Raw genomic sequence first — 18,755 nt, 5'->3', positions numbered from 1 at the left:
AGAGGGGTCCGGATGCTGCTCCAGGGGAAGACGGTCGTCGTGTCGGGCGTCGGCGCGGGGCTCGGGCACCGGGTCGCCGAGGCGGTCGTGCGGGACGGCGGGAACGCGGTCCTCGGCGCCCGGACCGAGGCCAACCTCGCCAAGTCCGCGGCCGAGTTGGACCCTACGGGGCGCCGTACGGCGTACCGGGTCACCGACATCACCGACGAGGGCCAGTGCGAGGCGCTCGCCGCCCTCGCCACCGAGCGCTTCGGCGGGATCGACGCGGTGGTGCACGTCGCCGCCCGGGACTCCTGCTTCGGCGGTCTGGAGGACGCCGACTTCGCCACCTGGCAGGGGGTCCTGGACGTCAACCTGCTCGGGACCCTGCGAATGACCCGGGCCTGTCTGCCGGCGCTCAAGGTGCGCGGCGGATCGGTCGTCCTGATCGGCACCCAGTCGGCGGTGGCCGCGCCCTCCCAGGTGCGGCAGGCCGCGTACGGGGCCTCCAAGGGGGCGCTGACCTCGGCCATGTACTCCCTGGCGCACGAGCTCGGGCCGTACCGGATCCGGGTCAACACCGTGCTGCCCGGCTGGATGTGGGGTCCGCCGGTGCAGGCCTTCGTCCAGTTCACCGCGCACACCGAGCAGGTCCCGGAGGAGGAGGTGCTCGCCCGGCTCACCGAGCGGATGGCCCTCCCGGAGCTCGCGACGGACGGGGACGTGGCGGAGGCGGCGGCCTTCCTCGCCTCGGACCGGGCACGGGCGATCACGGGGCAGTCCCTCCTCGTCAACGCGGGCGAGCTGATGCGCTGACGGTCAAGGGGGTCTGCCGGCGCAGGGCATCACGCGGTCCGGTCGGCCCCCGGAGTGCGGCGCCCGCCCCGGACGGGGGCGCCCGTCAGCCCCTCGGGTAGCGGGCCAGCCAGCCCGGTGACGACTCCGTCGGGCCGTGCAGGGCGGCTCCCTGGGTCATCTCCATCGCGAAGTCGTCCGCGATCTCCAGGACCGTCGCACGGCCCTCCAGTTCGGCGATCCAGGCCGGCGGGAGGGCCGTCTCGCCGTGCAGGGCGCCGAGCAGCGCGCCCGTCAGCGCCCCGGTCACCGCCGACGGCCCGTCGTGGTTCACCGCGAGCCGCAGCCCGTGCCGTACGTCCTCGCCGACCAGCGCGCAGTACACGGCCGCCGCCAGCTGCCCCTCGGCCCGGTCCTCGGCCGCCCCGAGGGCGGCCACCCGCTCCGGGGCGGGAACTCCTTCCCGTACGGCTCCGAGGGCGCGGCCCAGTGCCTCGGTGACCGGCTCGTGGCCGGGGCGCTCCGCCAGCTGTCCGAGGGCCCGGTCGACGGACGCCTCCACGGAGCCGCCGCGCGCCAGGCCGTGGACGACGACCGCGAAGGCGCCGGCGGCGAGGCTCGCGGCCGGGGCGCCGTGGGTCTGCACGGCGCACTCCACGGCGAGCTGGCAGACCAGCTGCGGCTCCCAGCCGACGAGCAGCCCGAAGGGCGCGGAGCGGACGACGGCGCCGGCGTCGGCGGCCTGCGGGTTCTTGGGCTTGTCGAGGGTGCCCAGGATCTCGTCGCCGAGGCCGGTGAGGCAGGCGCGGGACGGGTCGCGGCGGGCGTAGAGCCATTCCTCGGCGGCGAGGAAGCCGTTGTCCTTGCGGCGCTCGTCGGGGCCCCAGTCGCGCTGGGTGGCGGCCCAGCGCAGATGGGCCCGGTGGACGTCGGTGGGCGGGTGCCAGGCGCCGGTGTCCCGGCGGACCTGCGCGCGGATCAGGCCGTCGACGGTGAAGAGCGCCGTCTGGGTGGCGGCCGTGACGGCGCCGCGCCGTCCGAAGGCGGGTGCGGGCTCCCCGAGTCCGTCAGGTCCGTGCCGCTCCAGGATCTCGTCGAGGGTGAGGCCCGAGACCCCGGCGCCCAGGGCGTCCCCGAGGGCTCCGCCGAGCAGACAGCCCCGTACGCGGGCGCGGAAGTCCTGCTGTTCGGCGCGGCCCCACACGGCCGCGGCTGTCGTGGCCACGTCGTGCCCTCCCCCCGTAGACCGGTCTGCGCAGCACTGTAATGGACCGGGTACGTCCGCTCGGGGTCCGGAACGTTATGCGATCCGAACCCTTTCGATCCACTTTTGACCGCAGTTCACTCCTGCGGAAGGACCGGCAGGAGTGCGGGCAGGTGTCCGTCCGAGGCCCTCGCCGTGCGCTGCCGTTCCTCCGGTACCTCGCCGTAGAGGGTCGTCCGGGGCTTCGCCGGGCGGCCGGCCGCTTCGGCGATGGCCTCCAGGTCCTGGATGGAGCGGTGGGAGCCGTAACTCGACCCGGCCATCCGGGAGATCGTCTCCTCCATGAGGGTGCCGCCGAGGTCGTTGGCGCCCGAGCGGAGCATCTCGGCGGCGCCCTCGGTGCCGAGCTTGACCCAGCTGGTCTGGATGTTGGGGATGTGCGGGTGCAGCAGGAGACGGGCCATGGCGGTGACGGCACGGTTGTCGCGGGCGGTCGGGCCGGGGCGGGCGATGCCGGCGAGGTAGACCGGCGCGTTGGTGTGGATGAAGGGCAGCGTCACGAACTCGGTGAAGCCGCCCGTCTCCTGCTGGATGCGGGCCAGGGTGCGCAGGTGGCCGAGCCAGTGGCGGGGCTGGTCCACGTGCCCGTACATCATCGTGGAGCTCGACCGGATGCCGAGTTCGTGGGCGGTGGTGACGACCTCGATCCAGGTGGCGGTGGGGAGCTTGCCCTTGGTGAGGACCCAGCGGACCTCGTCGTCGAGGATCTCGGCGGCGGTGCCGGGGATGGAGTCGAGCCCGGCCTCCTTGGCGGCGGTGAGCCATTCGCGGATCGAGAGGCCGGTGCGGGTGGCGCCGTTGACGACCTCCATCGGGGAGAAGGCGTGGACGTGCATGCCGGGCACCCGCTCCTTCACCGCGCGGGCGATGTCGAAGTAGGCGGTGCCGGGCAGGTCGGGGTGGATGCCGCCCTGCATGCAGACCTCGACCGCGCCGACGTCCCAGGCCTGGGCGGCGCGGTCGGCGACCTGGTCCAGGGAGAGGGTGTAGGCGTCGGCGTCGGTGCGGCGCTGGGCGAAGGCGCAGAACCGGCAGCCGGTGTAGCAGACGTTGGTGAAGTTGATGTTCCGGGTGACGATGTAGGTGACCTCGTCGCCGGAGACGGTCTTGCGGACGTCGTCGGCGATACGGGCCAGGGCGTCGAGCGCCGGGCCGTCGGCGTGCAGCAGGGCGAGGGCCTGGGCGTCGGTGAGTCCGGTCGGGTCGTCGGCGGCGACGGCGAGGGCCTCGCGGACGTCAGCGTCGACCCGCTGGGGGACCATGCCGGGGGCGGCGGCCTCGCGGAGGGCGTCCCAGTCGCCGTAGACGTGGTCGAAGTCCTCGCGGCGGTCGTGGGTACGGCCGGTGGTGTCGATGGTGACGTGCAGATCGGTCCGCCCGGCGGCGGTGAACGCCTCGTCCGGCTCCTGCCACGGCAGACCCCGCACCGGCGCGTCCGGGTTCGCCAGGCCGGTCTCGGGGTCGGCGAGCGCGCGGACGTGCGGCAGGAGGCGCGGGTCGAGCCACGGCTCGCCCCGGGAGACGAACTCCGGGTAGACGCAGAGCCGTTCGCGCAGCTCGAATCCGGCCGCCCGAGACTTGGCGGCCAGCTCCTCGATCCGCGGCCAGGGGCGCTCGGGGTTCACGTGGTCGATGGTGAGGGGCGAGACACCACCCCAGTCGTCGATACCGGCCGCGATCAGCCTCTCGTACTCGGAGTCGACCAGGTTCGGCGGCGCCTGGAGGCAGGCCGAGGGGCCCATGATGTGCCGGGCGACGGCGACGGTGGCGACCAGGTCGTCCAGCTCCGCGTCCGGCATCCCGCGCATCGCCGTGTCCGGCTTGGCGCGGAAGTTCTGGATGATCAGCTCCTGCACCGAGTGGTACGCCCGCGCCACCCGCCGCAGCGCGAACAGCGACTCGGCCCGCTCCTCCAGCGTCTCCCCGATCCCGAGCAGGAGGCCGGAGGTGAAGGGGACGGAGGACCGGCCGGCGTCCTCCAGGACCCGCAGCCGCACGGCCGGCTCCTTGTCCGGCGAGCCGTGGTGCGGGCCGCCCGGCTCCGACCACAGACGGGTCGCGGTCGTCTCCAGCATCATCCCCATCGACGGCGCGACCGGCTTGAGGCGCTGGAAGTCGGTCCAGGACAGCACTCCGGGATTCAGGTGGGGCAGGAGCCCGGTCTCCTCCAGGATGCGGATGGCCATGGCCCGGACGTAGGCGAGGGTGTCGTCGTAGCCGTGCGCGTCGAGCCACTCGCGGGCCTCGGGCCACCGGTCCTCCGGCTTGTCGCCCAGCGTGATCAGGGCTTCCTTGCAGCCCAGTTCCGCACCCCGGCGGGCGATGTCGAGCACCTCGTCCGGGGACATGAACATCCCGTGCCCGTCCCTGCGCAGCTTGCCGGGGACGGTCACGAACGTGCAGTAGTGGCACTTGTCCCGGCACAGCCGGGTCAGCGGTATGAACACGCTCTTGGAGTACGTGATGACCCCCGGCCGCCCCGCGGCCTCCAGACCCGCGTCCCGCACCCGCCCCGCCGACGCCACCAGGTCCGCCAGATCATCGCCCCYCGCCCGCAACAGCACGGCCGCCTCGCCGACATCGAGCGCGACGCCGTCCCGCGCCCGCTTCAGAGCACGGCGCATCGCGTTCGCGGAGGGGCGAGCTTCCTGGTCATCCGTCATGGACCGAGCATACGAGCGGGTGCCGGGAGCAGGCTTCGGGTCCCCGCAGGAAGCGGCGGATCCGGTCACCCGGCCGGCCATCGCACCCACCCCCGCCCGCTGCCCGGCGTCCGGCGCTCAGAGGTACTCGGCGTAGGCGTCCAGGACGCGCAGGACCTCCGGCTCGCCCTCGGGCGGGAGCTGGAGGACGACCTCCTGGCAGCCCAGTTCCGCGTAGTGGGCGAGCTTGCCCTGCGACGGGAGGACCGCGTACGGGACGACCTCCAGGGCCTTCGGGTCGCGGCCGGCCTCCTCCCACGCCGCCCTGAGGACCGGCAGCGACTCGGTCAGACCGCGGCCGCCGATCGGCATCCAGCCGTCGGTCTGCGCGGCGATCTGCGCGAAGAGCTTCGGGCCCGCCGCACCGCCCAGCAGGATGCGGGGCGCGCCGCCCGCGGGCTTCGGCCAGGCCTCCGAGGGGCGGACGGAATGGCCGAACGCGCCCTCGTACCCGGTGGGTTCCGGTGCCCAGAGGGCGCGCATCAGGTCGAGGCGGTCGCGGCCGAGCTCGCGGCGGGTCGACCACTCGACGCCGTGGTCGGCAGCCTCCTCCTTGTTCCAGCCGAAGCCGAGACCGAGGGTGAAGCGGCCCCCGGAGAGGTGGTCGAGGGTCGCGATCTGCTTCGCGAGGGCGATCGGGTCGTGCTCGGTGATCAGCGTGATGCCGGTGCCGAGCGCCAGGCGCTCGGTGACCGCCGCGGCCTGGCCGAGGGCCACGAGCGGGTCGAGGGTGCGGCCGTACTCGCGGGGCAGTTCGCCGCCCACCGGGTACTCCGTGTCCCGGGCCACGGGGATGTGGGTGTGCTCCGGGAGGTAGAGCCCGCCGAACCCGCGCTGTTCGAGTTCGCGCGCGAGCCGCACGGGGCTGATGGTCTCGTCGGTCAGGAAGATCGTGGTCGAGATCCGCATAGCGGCACGGTAGGGGCTGCGGCCGCGATTTCCGAGAGTCGCGACGACACGGCCCGGTCCCTGAAATCACCCCTTGACCTCAACTTTGGTCGAGGTAAGAGGCTTCTCACATGAACACGAACACCGCCGCCGAAGCCATCGCGAGCACCGACGTCACCGCAGCCCTCAGTGACACCGCCGCCATCACCCGTCACTTCGACCGCTACCTCCGCTCCCTGGACGACCGGGGCACGTACGACGAGAGCTGGGCGGCCGCCTTCTTCACCGAGGACGCGACCACCTCCACCCCCGCCGGGGACGTGCGCGGCCGGGACGCCATCGCCGCGAACGTGCGGATGGCGATGGGGCTCTTCGACCGGACCGTGCACTTCGGCTCGAACTACCTGATCGACGTGGACGGCGACCGTGCCACCCTGCTCGGCAACCAGCTCTCCACCCACGTCCTCGCGGCCGACGGCGAGCTGTTCGTCTCCGGCGGGCGGACGGAGAACGAACTCGTCCGCACCGCCGGAGGATGGCGGCTGTCCCGGGCCGATCTCCGCATCGCCTGGAAGCAGGGAAATCCGCCGGTGCTCCCGTAGGGCCTGGCCCCGCTGCCTGGATGGCGGGCATGCTGAACCGACTCGAGGCGTGCTACGACGCCGTCAGCCGCCCGCGTCGAGAAGTTCGGGCCGTTGCGCCTGTTCGTCCGCGAGGGGGAGGGCTGGCCGTACTGCGCGCGGCCCGCGCTCGGACACTCCGGTGACGCGTCCGTCGCGGACGTGGAGCGCGTACGGGAGCGGCAGCGCGAGCTGGGGGCGCCCGAGGCGTTCGAGTAGGTGGCGGAGACGACGCCGGGGCTCCGCGCGGCCGTCGAGAAGAGCGGGCTCGCGGTGCGCGAGCACCCCCTGATGGTCCTGGAGGCCCCGGAAGGGGGCGGCGCGCTCCCCGCCCCGCCCGAGGGCGTCACGGTACGGATGGTCGGCGCCGGCGATCCCGTCCTGCCGAGCGCGGTCTCCGCCCCGTACGCCGCCTTCGGCGCCGAGCCCTCGCCGGAGGCCGTCGCCCAGGTCGCCGCCCGGCTCACGGCGACGCTGACGAGAACGTGGCACGCCTCTACGGCCGCCTCGGCTGATCGCGGGGACGGGCTGATCACCGAGGCCCGGCCGGGGCTCGGCGGGTCGGCAGGGGGGTGATCCGCCCGGCCGTCGTAACCGGATCGCGGTCGTCCGCGTTGGTGCGGGCATGAAGAAGATGCTCACCGCAGTCGCCCTGACCTGTTTCGCCGCGTCCGGCGGCCTCGCCGCCGCCGGGACCGCCGCCGCCGACGCGAGCCTGCCGTCGGTGGTGCCGCTCAGCGGCGTCCTGACACCGAAGGCCAAGCCGGCCGGTACGCCCGACCTGCCGCCGGTGAACGCGGCGGTGGAGCGCCTGCTCCCCGGGCGCTGACCGGGCGGCGGGAAAGACGAAGGTGGCGGGACCCCCCACGGGCCCGCCACCTTCGTGTTCGGACGACTCAGGACGACCGCGCCGGGCTCAGTCGGCGACGACCAGCGACGGGGTCTCCTTCGTCAGGACCTCGCCCCGGAAGAAGGCGGGGCTGCGGCGCTGCATGACCAGCATGATGACCACGCCGATGAGCAGCAGGCCGACGCCGATCACGAAGACCGAGCCGACGCCGAAGACCGCGGAGCCGGAGCCGTAGGCCGGGTCCCACATGTCGTACAGGGTCTTGCCGAAGACGGCGGTGAGCATGAGCCCGCCGAGGAGCGGCATCAGGCCCTTGTAGGCGAAGTCCCGGCCGGAGCGGAACAGCTCGCCGCGGAAGTACCAGACGCAGGCGAAGGCCGTGAGCGCGTAGTAGAAGCAGATCATCAGGCCGAGCGCGTAGATGGTGTCGACCAGGACGTTCTCGCTGAGCAGGGTCATCACGGTGTAGAAGGCGCCGGTGGCGACTCCCGCGACGATCGTGGCCTTGCCGGGCGTCTTGAAGATCGGGTGGACCTTGGTGAAGGACTTCGGCAGGGCCTCGTAGGTGGCCATGGCGAGCACCGTGCGGGCGACCGGGATGAACGTCGTCTGGAGGCTGGCGGCGGCCGAGGCGAGGACCGCGACGAAGAGCAGCACACCGAGCGTGGGGCCCATGACCGGGCCGGCGAGCGCGGCGAAGACGTTGTCGGAGGTCTCCGGGTTGGCGAGGCCGAGGCCCTTCTCGCCGGAGCCGACGACCATCTGGGCGGCGATGCCGGTGGCCAGGTAGGAGCCGACCAGGACGACCATCGCGATGAGCGCGGCGCGGCCGGGGGTCTTGGCGCTGCCGGTGGTCTCCTCGTTGGTCGCCATGCAGGCGTCCCAGCCCCAGTACATGAAGATCGAGAGCGAGAGGCCGGCGGTGAAGGCCGCGAAGGACTGGACCGCGAACGGGTTCATCCAGGACCAGGAGAAGTCGACCGAGGTCTCGAAGGAGCCGGCCTTCGTCAGGGCCATGCCGACGAAGACGGCGAGCACGACGAGCTGGAGGCCGACGAGGGTGTACTGGACGCCCTTGGTGGCGGTCATGCCGCGGTAGCTGATCGCGGTGGCCGCGGCGATCAGGGCCAGGCAGGTGACGATGTGGACGGCCTTGTTGTCGTCCAGCGCGGCGATCGACTCGCTGCCGCTGATCTCACCGGCGAGGAGCCAGAAGTACGAGGTCGCGACGCCCGCCAGGTTGGAGAGGACGATGATCGTCGCGATGACGAGGCCCCAGCCGCACATCCAGCCGATCCGGGGCCCGAAGGCCTTCACGGTCCAGGTGAACGAGGTGCCGCAGTCGGGCATGACCCGGTTGAGCTCCCGGTACGCGAAGGCGACGAGGAGCATCGGAAGGAAGCCGGCGAGGAAGATCGCGGGCATCTGCAGTCCGACCTCGCCGGCGGTGGAGCCGAGCGTCGAGGTCAGGCAGTAGACGGGGGCGACGGTCGAGATGCCGATGACCGCGCTGCCGAGGAGGCCGACGGAGTTCCCTCCGAGGCCTTTGGTGCGCACGCCGTGGGCGCCGGCCGCGCCGTCGGTACCACCCGGGGTCTTGACGCCCCTTACCGTGTCTCCGGCCTGGGGCCGCGCATCCACCTGAGTCATGAACAGGACGTTAAGTGCTGCGGTTTCCTTATCCGGAGGATCTGAATCCGCGCACCCGATCGATCACCGCCTTGCATTGAACGGGTCGAATCGGGCTCTCGCCAATGATTGAAAGATCGACCAACGGAACGGACCGACCAACTGGTAGGTCGGTCGACCCGTGTCCGATATGCGGGAACCGCAGCTCCGCCCGATATGCCCGTTTAGAAATTTTCCCGAGGAATTTTCGCGGTCGTCGTCAGCCCGGCCACACCACCGCCTGCAGCTCGCTGTACGCGTGCAGCGCGTACGAGCCGACGTCCCGTCCGACCCCGCTCCGCTTGAATCCGCCGAACGGCGCCTCCATGTTCCGCCCGATCGTGTTCACGCCCACCCCGCCGGCCCGCAGCCGGGCCGCGATCCGGAAGGCGCGGGCCACGTCGCCCGACCACACGTAGTCGAGGAGCCCGTAGTCGCTGTCGTTGGCGAGCGCGATCCCCTCCTCCTCGTCGTCGAAGGGGACCACCACCACGACCGGCCCGAAGATCTCCTCCCGCACCACCCGCATCTCGTTCGTGCAGTCGGCCAGCAGCGTCGGAGCGACGTAGAAGCCCTTCGGGAGGTCCGGGCGCTCACCGCCCGCGACGACCCGCGCCCCCTCCCTGCGGCCGAGCTCCACGTACGCCTCCACCCGGTCGCGGTGGGCCGCCGAGATCACCGGGCCGACGATCGTGCCCTTCTCCGCCGGGTTCCCCACCTTCATGAAGGCCAGATAGCCGGTGAGCTTCCCGATCAGCCGCTCGTAGATCCCGCGCTGGGCGAGCACCCGGGTCGGGGCGGTGCAGATCTGCCCGCTGTAGAAGGAGAACGTCGTCCCGATCCCCAGCACCGCCGCGTCGAGGTCGGCGTCGTCGAGGACGAGCGCGGCGCCCTTGCCGCCCAGCTCCATCAGCTGCCGCTTGAGCGTGCGGCCGCAGACCTCGCCGATCGCCTGCCCGACCGCCGTGGAGCCGGTGAACGACACCATGTCGACGTCCGGCGAGTCCACGGCCGCCCGCCCCGCCTCCGCCGAGGAGCCGGTGACCACGTTGACGACGCCCGGCGGGACGCCCGCCTCCTCCAGGGCCCGGGTCATCGCGTACACGGAGAGCGGGTCCTGCGGGGCGGGCTTCACCAGGACCGTGTTGCCCATGGCGAGCGCGGGGGCGATCTTGCCCGCCGGATTGGCCCAGGGGTTGTTGTACGAGGTGACGCAGGTGACGACGCCGACCGGGCGGCGCACCGCGACCGCGCCGAACACCCCGGCCTTCCCCATCGGGCCGGCCTCGTTGATCTGCGGGGGCAGGGCCTGTTCGACCGGTTCCAGCGCCCCGCGCGCGTACCGCCGGAACCGGGCGGCGCCGACGGCCACCTGCATGCCGCGCGCGGTGCCGGTGGTGGCGCCGGTCTCGGCGCGGGCCAGGAGCGTGTTCGCCTCGGCGTCCCGGGCCATCAGGTCGGCGGCCCGGTCGAGGATCGCCGCCCGCTCCTCCGGGCGGGTCCGGGACCAGGAGGCGAAGGCCTCGCGGGCCGCGGCCGCAGCGTCGTACACCTGGGCGCGGGAGGCCTCCGGGGCGAGCCCGACGACCTCCTCGGTGGCCGGGTCGATCACCTCGTAGTGCCCGCCGTCCGGCTCGACCCACTCCCCGCCGATGAACAGCCTCGGGTTCGTCTGGCTCAGCTGGTTCACCTGGTCGCCACCGTCCTCGTGTCGCGGCCGGAGCGCAGCACCTTGCCCGGTATCGCGCCGGTCACCTCGTCGTCCCGCACCGTCTCCACGCCGTTGACCCGCACCGACACGATCCCGACGGCCCGCGAGTCGAGCCGCGGGCTGTCCCCCGGCAGGTCGTGCACGAGGGTCGCCGGTCCGGCGTCGATCCGCTCCGGATCGAACAGGACCAGGTCGGCGTGGTAGCCCTCGGCGATCCGGCCGCGCTCGCGGAGTCCGAAGAGCCGCGCCGGGTCGTCACTCAGCATCCGCACGGCCCGTTCCAGCGGGACGAGCTTCCGGCCGCGCAGGCAGTCGCCGAGGAACCGGGTCGTGTACGGCGCTCCGCACATCCGGTCCAGGTGGGCGCCCGCGTCCGAGCCGCCGAGCAGCACGTCCTCGTGGTCCCAGGTCTCGCGGCGCAGCGCCCAGGAGGCCGGGTCGTTGTCGCTGGGCATCGGCCACAGGACCGTCCGCAGCCCGTCGTGGGCGCAGATCTCGACGAGACACTGGAAGGCGTCCTGGCCGCGCTCGGCCGCGATGTCGTCGACGACCCGGCCGGTGAGGCCCTCGTTCTCCTCGCTGTACGTGTCCCCGATGACGTACCGCCCGAAGTGGGCGAGCCGCCGGAAGACCCCGGCCTCGCGGGAGTCGGCGCGGCGCAGCATCTCGGCCCGGACGGCGGGGTCGCGGAGCCTCTCGATGCGCTCGGGGACGGGGAGGGCGAGGATCTCGCCCCAGCCGGGGATGAGGTTGAGCGCGCAGAACGTGCCGAGGGACATGTTCATCGGGGTCAGGATCGGCATGGTGAGGGCGACGATCCGGCCGCCGGCCTTCCGGGCCCGCTCGGAGGCGGTGAGCTGGCGCGGGACCCGTTCGGGGACGGCGGCGTCGATGGTGAGGACGTTCCAGTTGAGGGGCCGTCCGGCGGCGGCGGTCATCTCGACGAACAGCTCGATCTCGTCGTCGGAGAACTGGTCGAGGCAGCCCGCGAGGATCGCCTCCAGCTGGGTGCCCTCGTGCTCGCCGACCGCCGCGGACAGGGCGACGAGCTCCTCGGGGGTCGCGTGCCGGGAGGCGACGGGGGCGCCGTCGCCGTCGGAGTGGGTCGCCGACTGGGTGGTCGAGAGCCCCCAGGCGCCGGCCTCCATCGCCTCCTTGAGGAGGGCGACCATGTGCGCGAGCTGCTCGGGGGTGGGCCGGCCGCCGACGGCGTCGGCGCCCATCACGTACCGGCGCAGGGCGCAGTGGCCGACCATGAAGCCGGCGTTGACGGCTATCCGGCCGTCGAGGGCGTCGAGGTACTCGGCGAACGACGACCAGGACCAGTCGACGCCCTCCTCCAGAGCCTTCAGGGCCATCCCCTCGACCTTGGACATCATGCGGCGCGTGTAGTCGGCGTCCTCGGGGCGGTCCGGGTGGAGCGGGGCGAGGGTGAAGCCGCAGTTGCCGCCGGCGACGGTGGTGACGCCGTGGTTCATCGAGGGGGTGGCGTACGGGTCCCAGAACAGCTGGGCGTCGTAGTGGGTGTGCGGGTCGACGAAACCGGGCGCGAGGACGAGGCCGGTGGCGTCCTCGCCGGTCCGGGCCTCCTCGCGGACGGTGCCGGGCTCGGCGACGACGGCGATCCGGCCGTCGCGGATGCCGACGTCGGCGGTGCGGGCGGGGGCGCCGGTGCCGTCCACGACGGTGGCGCCCGTGATGAGGTGGTCGAGCATGACGGTCCCTTTCTGGACGCTGACACGGGTGTGCCCCGGACCGGGGGCCGCCGCGGAACGGCCTCCGGCCGGGGCCGGTACGGGGCGGCGGTCCGGGAAGACACCACCCCGCGCTCGTCGCGCTCCGCCCGCCGGCGTGGGGCCCTCAGGCGCCGGCGGACTGCCGGAAGCGGGTCGTGCGGTGGACCGGGTCCGTGTCGATCTTCGGGATCACGTGCTCACCGATCAGCCTGATCGAGTTCATCGTGTCCTCGTACGAGATCCCGATCGGCAGCCCGAAGGAGAGCTGGTCCGCCCCCGCCTGCTCCCACCGCTTGCACTGGGCCAGCACCTCCGAGGGGTCGCCGCAGATCATCAGCTCCTCCTGGATGAGGAGTTCGATGATCTCGGCCGAGTACTCGGGCAGGAGCTCCGGCCACTCGGGGATGCCCTCGGGGCGCGGGAAGGTGTCGTGGTAGCGGAAGAGCAGCGACTGGAGGTAGTTCAGTCCGCCGCCGACGGCGATCTCGACCGCCTTGTCGTGGGTCTCGGCGCAGATCGCGGTCGAGGTCACCATGACGTTGTCGTTGACGAAGTCGCCGATCGCCTTGGCCTCCTTGATGGCCGTCTTGTACGAGTCGAGGACCCACTCCATGTCGGAGACCTTCTGCACGCTGAAGCCCAGGACGCCGAGGCCCTTCTTGCCGGCCATGGCGTACGAGGGCGGGGAGCCGGCCGCGTACCACATGGCGGGGTGGGACTTCCCGTACGGCTTCGGCAGCACCTTGCGGGGCGGCAGCGACCAGTGCTTGCCCTGGAAGCCGACGTACTCGTCCTGGAGCCACATCTTGGGGAACTCGGCGATCGTCTCCTCCCACAGCTCCTTCGTGTGGTTCATGTCGGTGATGCCCGGCATGAAGCCGAGGATCTCGTGGGAGCCGGCCCCCCGGCCGGAGCCGAACTCGAAGCGGCCGCCGGAGAGGTGGTCGAGCATGGCGACCTTCTCGGCGACCTTCACCGGGTGGTTGACGGGGGCCAGGGGGTTGAAGATGCCGGAGCCGAGGTGGATCCGGTCGGTGGCGTGGGCGAGGTAGCCCAGGTAGACGTCGTTGGCGGAGAGGTGCGAGTACTCCTCCAGGAAGTGGTGCTCCGAGGCCCAGGCGTACTTGAAGCCCGACCTGTCCGCCTGGATGACGTACTCGGTCTCCTCCATGAGGGCCTTGTGCTCGGCTTCGGGATCGGTCTCGGCGCGCTTGCCGACGTATCCCTGTACGAAGATCCCGAATTCCAAGGGGGTTCACCGTCCTCGTAAGTTTCTGACGAGCCGTCAGATTCGTGATGTGCCCGACTTTCGCACCGAGCGCCGAGGGCGTCAATACCTGATGGAACGTCAGAAAGGACTGACCCCGGCCAGCCAACCGCCGTCGATCACGAACGGCTGCCCCGTGATGTACGCCGAGGCGTCCCCGGTCAGGAACAGCGCCAGGGCCGCCACCTCGTCCGGGCGCCCGATCCGCCCGAGCGGCACGAGCCTGCGGTAGAGCGCGGCCGTGGCGGCGGGGTCCACGCCCTCCGGGTTGCTCATGGGCGTGTCGATGGCGCCGGGGCAGACGGCGTTCACCCGGATCCCCCGCGCGGCCAGTTCGAGCGCGGCCACCCGGGTCAGCCCGAGGACGGCGTGCTTGGAGGCCGCGTACGCGCCGACCCCCGCCATCCCCGTCAGCCCCGTGCACGAGGCCGTGTTGACGATCGTCCCGCCGCCGGCCGCGGCGATCTCGGGCGCGACGGCGCGGATCCCGAGGAAGCATCCGGTCTGGTTGACCGAGACGATGGCCTGGAACTCCTCCAGCGGGGTGGCGAGCAGCGGGTGGAAGCGGAGGATGCCGGCGTTGTTGACCAGCCCGTCGATCTTCCCGAAGCGCTCCTTGGCGACGGCCACGGCGGCGGCCCAGTCGTCCTCGCAGGTCACGTCCAGACGGACGGAGACCGCCCGCTCCTCCCCCAGTTCCCCGGCCAGGGCGGCGACGTCCTCGTCGAGCACGTCCGCGAGGACGACCCTGGCCCCCTCCGCGGCGAACAGCCGCGCCTCCTGCTCGCCCTGCCCGCGCGCCGCACCGGTGACGAGGACGACCCGCCCGTCGAGTGAGCCCATGTGGACACTCCCTAGAGATGAGGGGCGACCTCCGTGCCGAAGGCCGCCATCTGGTCGATGAGTTCGGCGCGGCTCCGGGAGCGGAACCGGACCTGGATCTGGTGCACGCCCATCTCCCCGTACGCGCGCAGGGAGGCGGCGATCTCCTCCGGGGCGCCGGTCAGGGTGCGCCGGCCGACGGGCCAGTCGGGCGTGCCGACGTACAGCGGCTCGGCGATCGCGCCGACGGTGATCGGCTCCGCGATCCCGGCCTCGGCACGGAGCCGCAGGAGGGTGCGGATCTGCTCGGCGAGCCGGTCGCGCGGGTCACCCTGCGGAAGCCAGCCGTCGCCCTTGACGGCGGCGCGGCGCACGGCGGCCGGGGACGAGCCGCCGACCCAGAGCGGGACGCGCTCCTGCGCGGGCCGGGGCCGCTGCCCCAGGTCCTTGAAGGCGAACCGCTCGCCCAGGTGCTCCGGGTACTCCTCGGGCCCGAGCGCGGCCCGCAGGGCGTCCATGGTCTCGTCGAGCACGGCGCCCCGGCGGGCGAAGTCCACGCCGAGCGCCTCGAACTCCTCCTGGACGTGCCCGGCGCCCACCCCGAGGACCAGGCGGCCGCCGGAGAGGTGGTCGAGCGTCGCGTACGCCTTGGCGGTGGCGAGCGGATGGCGCAGCGCGACCACGGCCACGTGCGAGAGCAGCCGGACCCGCTCGGTCGCGGCGGCGACGTAGGAGAGCGTGGCGACCGGGTCGTACCAGACGGTGCTCATCGCCTCGGCGAGCCGGCGCGGGATGGCGACGTGCTCACAGCCCGCGAGGTAGTCGAACCCGTGCTCCTCGGCGGCGCGGGCGACGGCGAGGAGATCGGCGGGGCCGGCGCCCGCCTCCCAGGGCTCGGCGTAGATCACGCTCTGCGACTGGACCGGCAGCTGCATCCCGTAGACCACCACGGAAACCCCCTTGAGCCCGGGCACCCGGCCCGCATCTGACGGATCGTCACTTCATTGAGCAGGGCCCATGCTCGTACCTGACGGTCCATCAGGCAAGGGGTGGGGAGGTCCCGGACACACACGGGCGCCCCCGCCCGGGCAGCGGGGAGCTGCCCGGACGGGGGCGGACCGTGGCACCGGACTCCGGAGCGACGGGAGCGCTCGGAGCGCGGCCCCGCCGGGCGCCGTCAGGCGCCGTCGGGCGCGCCGGACGTCCTCGCGTGGCGCACCAGGGCCGAGGCCGCCAGGCAGACGATGCCCACGGCGCTCAGGAGCGCCAGCGCCTTCGCCCAGGCGAACGTCGTGCCGAGGCTGTCACCCAGCAGGTCGGCCGTGCGCGCGCTCGCGACGCCGTGCACCGCGATGACGAAGACGGCGGCGCCCGTGGCGGCGGCCCAGGCGATCAGGGTGTCCCGGGCCGCGAGCCAGATCGCGCACGCCAGACAGAGCACCGAGACGACCGCGGACAGCGCCTGCGCGTCGCCGCCCGAGCGCAGGCCCGCGAGGTCGGTCGGCAGATGGATCAGACCGCAGGCGAACAGCGCGAGCGCGGCGGGCCAGCGCAGCACCGACCTCAGCGCGGGCGTGGCGACATGGCTGCCGGGGCCCGACGCCAGCGCGCCGTCCAGGGTGGACCTCCGCCCCTTGGCGGCGCCCCGGTCGCGCTTCTTCGGGGCGCTCGCGGGGTCGGCACCGGCCCGGGCGGCGGCGCCACCGGCCTTCCGGTCCTGCGGCCCGGGTGCGGGGTTCGGCCCGCCCCCGCTGTCGCCGCCACCGGCGGGTCGCCATTCGGCGCTGTCGGAGCCGAGGATGCCGACCAGGCGGACGACGTCCTCGACCGGGCGGCCGACCGCCGCGGCGCGCAGGGCGGTCTCGGCCTCGTGGAGGTCGTACCCGGAGGCGTTCAGCAGGACGAGCAGCTCGCGCACCTCGTCCAGCGGGCGGCTGACGGCCGCGGCGCGGAGCGCCACGTCGGCGGGGCTGGACAGCTCACCGGTCTCCTGGAGACGGGCGACCAGGGCGGCCACCTCCTCGACCGGGCGCTCGGTCGCGGCGGTCCGGAGGAGCGTGTGGACCGCCTCGTCGCCGGACTCCTCGGTGGCGGAGTCCTCGGTGGCGGAGTCCTCGGTGGCGGGCTCTTCGGTGGTGGGGGGCTCCGGGTCGGCGGCCGGCTGGTCGGCGATCGGCGGCTCGGGGGTGGCAGGCGGCTCGGTTGTCGACTGCTCGGCAGCCGGCTGGTCGGCGGTCGGCGGCTCGGGAGCCGGCGGCTGGTCGTTCGTCGCGGACTGTTCGGCGACGGGCCGGGTCTGCGGGGGCTTGTAGGGCTTCGGCGCGTCGGGGAGCGGCGGTGCGTCGAGCGTGGGGGGCGAGGAGACAACCGGCTCGCGGGACGGGCCCGGGCGAGGTGCTGCGGTCGGTCGTATGTCGTCGGGTTCCATGTCGTCGTCCGCGGGATGAAGGTGCGGGAGAGGGTGGGGGGTCATGTCACAGGCTCCGTTCGTGGACGTCCCGGAGGGACGCCCACTGGCTGTCTCGTGATGTGCCAGAAGCGCACACTTGATTACTATTTGCGCGCACTCCCTGACCCTCCGCCATCAGAGGGGCCTCCCACTGGTCCGTCCGGGCGACGGAACGGCCGGGCTCCCCCACCGTGGAGGGAGCCCGGCCGCGGGACGTGCCCGGCCGCCGGGAGCCCGGTCGCGGGAAACCCGGCCGTGTTCGGGGGCTACGGGCGCCAGAGGCCGTCCGGCGTCAGGCCCAGCAGGTCGATCGCGTTGCCGCGGACGATGCGCTCGACGACGTCCGGGGCCAGGTGCCCCATCTGCGCCTCGCCGACCTCCCTGGACTTGGGCCAGGTGGAGTCCGAGTGCGGGTAGTCCGTCTCGTAGAGGACGTTCCCGGCCCCGATCGCGTCGAGGTTCCGCAGACCGAAGGCGTCGTCGAAGAAGCAGCCGAAGACGTGCTCGGCGAACAGCTCCGACGGCGGGCGCAGCACCTTGTCGGCGACCCCGCCCCAGCCGCGGTTCTCCTCCCACACGACGTCGGCGCGCTCCAGGATGTACGGGATCCAGCCGATCTGCCCCTCCGCGTACATGATCCGGAGGCCGGGGAAGCGCTCGAACTTGCCGCTCATCAGCCAGTCGACCATCGAGAAGCAGCAGTTGGCGAAGGTGATGGTGGAGCCCACGGCCGGCGGGGCGTCGGCGGACGTCGACGGCATCCGGCTGGACGAGCCGATGTGCATCGCGATGACGGTGCCCGTCTCGTCGCACGCACGGAAGAACGGGTCCCAGTGGTCGGTGTGCACCGAGGGGAGCCCGAGGTGCGGCGGGATCTCGGAGAACGCGACGGCCCGCACCCCGCGGGCGGCGTTGCGGCGCACCTCGGCGGCGGCGAGCTCCGGGTCCCAGAGCGGGATGAGGGTGAGCGGGATGAGCCGCCCGCGCGCCTCGGGGCCGCACCACTCCTCGACCATCCAGTCGTTGTACGCCCGGACGCAGAGCAGGCCCAGTTCGCGGTCGCTCGCCTCGGTGAAGGTCTGCCCGCAGAAGCGGGGGAAGGTCGGGAAGCAGAGCGCGGACTGGACGTGGTTGACGTCCATGTCGGCGAGCCGCTCGGGCACGGAGTGGGAGCCGGGGCGCATCTGCTCGTAGGTGATGACCTCGAGCCGTATCTCGTCGCGGTCGTAGCCGACGGCGGTGTCGAGGCGGGTGAGGGGCCGGTGCAGGTCCTCGTAGACCCACCAGTCGCCGATCGGGCCGTCGTCGCCCTTGGCGCCCATGACGGGGGCGAACTTCCCGCCGAGGAAGGTCATTTCCTTGAGCGGGGCGCGGACGATCCGGGGTCCGGTCTCGTGGTGGCGGGACGGGAGCCGGTCCCGCCAGACGTGCGGGGGCTCCACGGTGTGGTCGTCCACCGAGATGATCTTCGGGAAGGTCTCCATGGACTTCACGGTAGCGCCGATCTGACGACCCGTCAGCTAGCCTGCGGGGAATCGGCGGTGTGACGGGCTCGCTGCGACCTCGTCACGGCCCGGACTCCGGCCGACCCGATGCTGACGGAGTCCCTCCGGACAAGGCAGACTGTCCAGGGCGAAACAAGCGTGGGCGGTACGGGCAGGGGGAGCTATGGACCGTGAGAACGGGCCGCGGGTCCCGGCGCAGCGGGCTCCGAGGACGGGCGCGGACGCCGGGACGGAACGGAACCCCGAGGTGGGCGACGGCGGGGCGACGGGCGGGGAGACCCGAGCGGTCACCGACCGGACCGGCGCCGACGGGCAGGCCCCGGCTACCGTCAAGAACCGAACCGGGACCGACCGCGGGGCCCCGGCTACCGCCACGGACCGGACCGGGACCGACCGCGAGGCCCCGGACACCGTCACGGACCGGGCCGCGACCCCGTCCGAAAGCCACACCCCCGGCCCGACCGAGGGCACGCCGGCCGGCCACCCCGCACCGGCGCCC

16 protein-coding genes and 1 pseudogene are annotated in these 18,755 nt (G+C 72.9%); 6 read left to right on the top strand and 11 right to left on the bottom strand.

Annotated features, from left to right (window positions below; all coding sequences use genetic code 11):
* The first annotated feature begins 12 nt into the window (after positions 1 to 12).
* Positions 13 to 795: an SDR family oxidoreductase gene (locus EAO70_RS16760; protein WP_148003780.1), complete on the top strand. Its 783-nt coding sequence runs from the start codon at positions 13 to 15 to the stop codon at positions 793 to 795.
* Between the two features lie 85 nt (positions 796 to 880).
* Here the strand turns inward: EAO70_RS16760 and EAO70_RS16755 are convergent, their stop codons facing one another.
* The 3 genes from EAO70_RS16755 to EAO70_RS16745 form a co-directional block, all read right to left on the bottom strand.
* Positions 881 to 1,999 carry an ADP-ribosylglycohydrolase family protein gene (locus EAO70_RS16755; RefSeq protein WP_148003779.1) on the bottom strand — a complete coding sequence of 373 codons (1,119 nt, stop codon included), beginning with the start codon at positions 1,997 to 1,999 and terminating at the stop codon, positions 881 to 883.
* Between the two features lie 116 nt (positions 2,000 to 2,115).
* Complete coding sequence (locus EAO70_RS16750) at positions 2,116 to 4,701, bottom strand: bifunctional FO biosynthesis protein CofGH (RefSeq protein ID WP_148003778.1); 2,586 nt, start codon at positions 4,699 to 4,701, stop codon at positions 2,116 to 2,118.
* Between the two features lie 117 nt (positions 4,702 to 4,818).
* Positions 4,819 to 5,649: an LLM class F420-dependent oxidoreductase gene (locus tag EAO70_RS16745; protein WP_148003777.1), complete on the bottom strand. Its 831-nt coding sequence runs from the start codon at positions 5,647 to 5,649 to the stop codon at positions 4,819 to 4,821.
* A 110-nt stretch (positions 5,650 to 5,759) separates the two neighbouring features.
* Between EAO70_RS16745 and EAO70_RS16740 the strand changes: the two genes are divergently transcribed.
* From EAO70_RS16740 to EAO70_RS16730, 4 genes are all read left to right on the top strand, one after another.
* Positions 5,760 to 6,230, top strand: a complete 471-nt coding sequence (locus EAO70_RS16740) for a nuclear transport factor 2 family protein (protein ID WP_148003776.1) — start codon at positions 5,760 to 5,762, stop codon at positions 6,228 to 6,230.
* A 93-nt stretch (positions 6,231 to 6,323) separates the two neighbouring features.
* Positions 6,324 to 6,467, top strand: a complete 144-nt coding sequence (locus EAO70_RS37990; RefSeq protein ID WP_187283924.1) for a hypothetical protein — start codon at positions 6,324 to 6,326, stop codon at positions 6,465 to 6,467.
* Positions 6,468 to 6,824 (top strand): hypothetical protein, encoded by a 357-nt coding sequence (locus tag EAO70_RS37985; RefSeq protein WP_187283923.1) that lies wholly within the window; start codon positions 6,468 to 6,470, stop codon positions 6,822 to 6,824.
* A gap of 49 nt (positions 6,825 to 6,873) precedes the next feature.
* Positions 6,874 to 7,077, top strand: a complete 204-nt coding sequence (locus EAO70_RS16730; protein WP_148003775.1) for a hypothetical protein — start codon at positions 6,874 to 6,876, stop codon at positions 7,075 to 7,077.
* A gap of 87 nt (positions 7,078 to 7,164) precedes the next feature.
* Here the strand turns inward: EAO70_RS16730 and EAO70_RS16725 are convergent, their stop codons facing one another.
* From EAO70_RS16725 to EAO70_RS16690, 8 genes are all read right to left on the bottom strand, one after another.
* Positions 7,165 to 8,748, bottom strand: coding sequence for an APC family permease (locus EAO70_RS16725; protein WP_148003774.1), 1,584 nt, complete (start codon positions 8,746 to 8,748; stop codon positions 7,165 to 7,167).
* A 238-nt stretch (positions 8,749 to 8,986) separates the two neighbouring features.
* A complete protein-coding gene (locus EAO70_RS16720; RefSeq protein ID WP_410091288.1) occupies positions 8,987 to 10,456 on the bottom strand; it encodes an aldehyde dehydrogenase family protein in 1,470 nt (489 codons plus the stop codon).
* Positions 10,453 to 12,192, bottom strand: a complete 1,740-nt coding sequence (locus EAO70_RS16715) for an N-acyl-D-amino-acid deacylase family protein (RefSeq protein WP_148003773.1) — start codon at positions 12,190 to 12,192, stop codon at positions 10,453 to 10,455. Before EAO70_RS16715 ends, EAO70_RS16720 begins: the two co-directional genes overlap by 4 nt.
* A gap of 145 nt (positions 12,193 to 12,337) precedes the next feature.
* A complete protein-coding gene (locus EAO70_RS16710) occupies positions 12,338 to 13,462 on the bottom strand; it encodes an LLM class flavin-dependent oxidoreductase (RefSeq protein ID WP_148003772.1) in 1,125 nt (374 codons plus the stop codon).
* Between the two features lie 99 nt (positions 13,463 to 13,561).
* A complete protein-coding gene (locus EAO70_RS16705) occupies positions 13,562 to 14,323 on the bottom strand; it encodes an SDR family NAD(P)-dependent oxidoreductase (protein ID WP_148003771.1) in 762 nt (253 codons plus the stop codon).
* Between the two features lie 11 nt (positions 14,324 to 14,334).
* Entirely contained in the window at positions 14,335 to 15,252 is a 918-nt protein-coding gene (locus tag EAO70_RS16700) for an LLM class F420-dependent oxidoreductase (RefSeq protein ID WP_148003770.1), read from the bottom strand.
* Positions 15,253 to 15,479: 227 nt separating this feature from the next.
* On the bottom strand, positions 15,480 to 16,775 hold the full coding sequence (locus EAO70_RS39280) for a hypothetical protein (protein WP_261992908.1): 1,296 nt from the start codon (positions 16,773 to 16,775) through the stop codon (positions 15,480 to 15,482).
* Between the two features lie 242 nt (positions 16,776 to 17,017).
* Positions 17,018 to 18,235, bottom strand: a complete 1,218-nt coding sequence (locus EAO70_RS16690) for an amidohydrolase family protein (RefSeq protein WP_148003769.1) — start codon at positions 18,233 to 18,235, stop codon at positions 17,018 to 17,020.
* A gap of 184 nt (positions 18,236 to 18,419) precedes the next feature.
* Between EAO70_RS16690 and EAO70_RS38500 the strand changes: the two are divergent.
* A pseudogene (locus EAO70_RS38500) lies at positions 18,420 to 18,755 on the top strand (hypothetical protein); the annotation flags it as partial.

This window comes from Streptomyces sp. adm13(2018), assembly GCF_008042145.1.
In the GTDB taxonomy this organism is placed as follows: Bacteria; Actinomycetota; Actinomycetes; order Streptomycetales; family Streptomycetaceae; genus Streptomyces.
Note: the sequence above shows the minus strand (reverse complement) of the source record. Positions and strands in the feature narration are given on the sequence as shown.

What these genes read in the sequence shown, in the direction of transcription:
- EAO70_RS16725 (WP_148003774.1), bottom strand. Translation starts at nt 8,748, where the DNA reads ATGACTCAGGTGGATGCGCGGCCCCAGGCCGGAGACACGGTAAGGGGC.
- EAO70_RS16690 (WP_148003769.1), bottom strand. Translation starts at nt 18,235, where the DNA reads ATGGAGACCTTCCCGAAGATCATCTCGGTGGACGACCACACCGTGGAG.
- EAO70_RS39280 (WP_261992908.1), bottom strand. Translation starts at nt 16,775, where the DNA reads ATGACCCCCCACCCTCTCCCGCACCTTCATCCCGCGGACGACGACATG.
- EAO70_RS16740 (WP_148003776.1), top strand. Translation starts at nt 5,760, where the DNA reads ATGAACACGAACACCGCCGCCGAAGCCATCGCGAGCACCGACGTCACC.
- EAO70_RS16715 (WP_148003773.1), bottom strand. Translation starts at nt 12,192, where the DNA reads ATGCTCGACCACCTCATCACGGGCGCCACCGTCGTGGACGGCACCGGC.
- EAO70_RS16760 (WP_148003780.1), top strand. Translation starts at nt 13, where the DNA reads ATGCTGCTCCAGGGGAAGACGGTCGTCGTGTCGGGCGTCGGCGCGGGG.
- EAO70_RS16730 (WP_148003775.1), top strand. Translation starts at nt 6,874, where the DNA reads ATGAAGAAGATGCTCACCGCAGTCGCCCTGACCTGTTTCGCCGCGTCC.
- EAO70_RS16705 (WP_148003771.1), bottom strand. Translation starts at nt 14,323, where the DNA reads ATGGGCTCACTCGACGGGCGGGTCGTCCTCGTCACCGGTGCGGCGCGC.
- EAO70_RS16745 (WP_148003777.1), bottom strand. Translation starts at nt 5,649, where the DNA reads ATGCGGATCTCGACCACGATCTTCCTGACCGACGAGACCATCAGCCCC.